Source organism: Paenibacillus sp. P4_A7 (genome assembly GCF_056402455.1).
Genome location: NZ_JBFUHJ010000698.1, coordinates 1 through 1,915, shown reverse-complemented (window position 1 = coordinate 1,915; position 1,915 = coordinate 1). Strand labels below are relative to the sequence as shown.

Annotated in this window: 1 protein-coding gene; it reads right to left on the bottom strand. The window is 40.2% G+C overall.

Features of this window, described 5'->3' with window-relative positions; all coding sequences use genetic code 11:
- On the bottom strand, window positions 1-1,673 hold a 1,673-nt coding region (locus tag AC1DWN_RS33080), incomplete at its 3' end, for a glycosyl hydrolase family 28 protein (protein ID WP_477563075.1).
- Window positions 1,674-1,915: the final 242 nt, after the last annotated feature.

Here is a 1,915-nt window from a genome sequence, read left to right as displayed (position 1 = left end):
CCTGTCTGCTTGCGATTATAGATTTGATAATACTTACTGTCGGAGTACGCAGGGACAATACTCGTCGGCAGCGTAAGGTCTCCCGTGTATGGTACTCCATTAAATGTAACGTTTTCAACATAACTACCTATAGACAAGTTTCCACTTGCGCTATCTGTAACAAGCTTCCCGTCAACTTTTACATTTTCAAAATGTACATTTTTCACAAATTCAGTCGCACTTACCCCGCCTACCTGCGACCCGAAATCATATGGATTGGAGGCATAATTAATATTCTTGAACGTAATATTACTTATACTTCCAGTTGCATGATTCCAGATCTGATAGGGATATACTTCCAACATACTCCCGTATCTGGTACGTTCTATTTCAATATTCTCGAAGAGCACATTATCTGTTAAGCCGTTAGCGGAATAAACTCCAATAGTACCTCTTATGCCAGGATATGCATTAGAGTTAATAATGTAGATATTTTTAGCTGTATAGCCTGTAAGATTACCAGCGTTAACCATAAGACTATGCACTCTCATGCTAGCAACCACGTTATTCTCCCATAAGATGTTACTACTATTAGCGCCAGTCACAAGAGCATCGTCAGAAGTTCTAACAAAACTATTCTTCACTGTCACATTCTTATTGTCCATTACAAGCACAATACCGTCACCTTCATGCATACTGGTGAAGCCTTTAATATTGTCTATTTCTACATTTGAACTGCCGATTACATTGACGGACTGCCTTTCAGGATTGACGACAACTAATCCCTCAATTTTGACATTTTCCGAATAGAATGCGACAATACCCGGCATTTCGGGGTTCTTAGCTCTAGCAGCATCCGTAAAATCACCGCTCCACTTAGACATCTCAAGTATGCCTCGTCCTCTAATGGTAATATCCTTTTTAATAGGACTCTTATCCCAATTAGGCTCATTCAAATACGGATTGGTTCTAATCTGCGCCTTGACTATTGCACCTGGCGCTAAATAGACTGTTGTTCCACTCGGTACATCTATATAATCCATCTCAGCCATGTAGCTGCCGTTTGTGTGAGCGCGTATTTTCTGCCTCTTTATTATTCCATAATTTGGACTTGCCGGATTGTCCGAATACTCATGAACTCCAGGGCCAAAGTACATGACGTTCGCATCACCCTTTGACGGAATGTTCGTGTCGATAGGATTTGCAAATATATGCAGCGCACTATAGATATTATCATTTACCTCAAGTACGATGTTTTTATCTCCGGTCACTGAAAACGTGATCACATTTCCAACAATTGTCGGCTCTATTCCGTATGCCTGAGGCCAAACCTTTGCTGATGTTAATGGACCATCGCCATGATACGTAACCTTCATTTCCACTGTACCTGCAGAGTCAAACATTACAAAACCTGTAGGCATATTGCTATTACCTGGATCACCCGAATCACCATTAAACATTCTTGCCAAATGTGTAAATAATTCCTGATAAGTTCCCCCTGGAGTTTTTACCTCTGCTGTAAAAGCTGAATAGCTTGGTGCAGTCCCTTGCGCCGGAATAGGATATACATTAAGTTGATTTCCTGGATCTTGCTCAGCCGCAGAAATAGAATTCGGTGGAGAAACAATGGTAGCAATTGTCATCATCAATAGCACCAAGCCCATAGTTAATAAGTTTTTTCCATTTCTTTTCATATTCATTCTCCCTCTTTCTTTGTGGTGTTCTTCAAGCCTAGTTACTCGCAAGCAAAGAGCGAATTCTAGCATTGATCATGAAAGCGCTTTATAATTGTACAAATAAAAAATGCGAACAACAGGTATAATGTGTTAAATTCATTATTCCGTCTGCTATACATTTAAGCTAATTCCAAAGAAATCACTTGAAAGGTTCCACGGTATGGCAACAGCCGAATACCGTGGAACCCATCACATTTAAC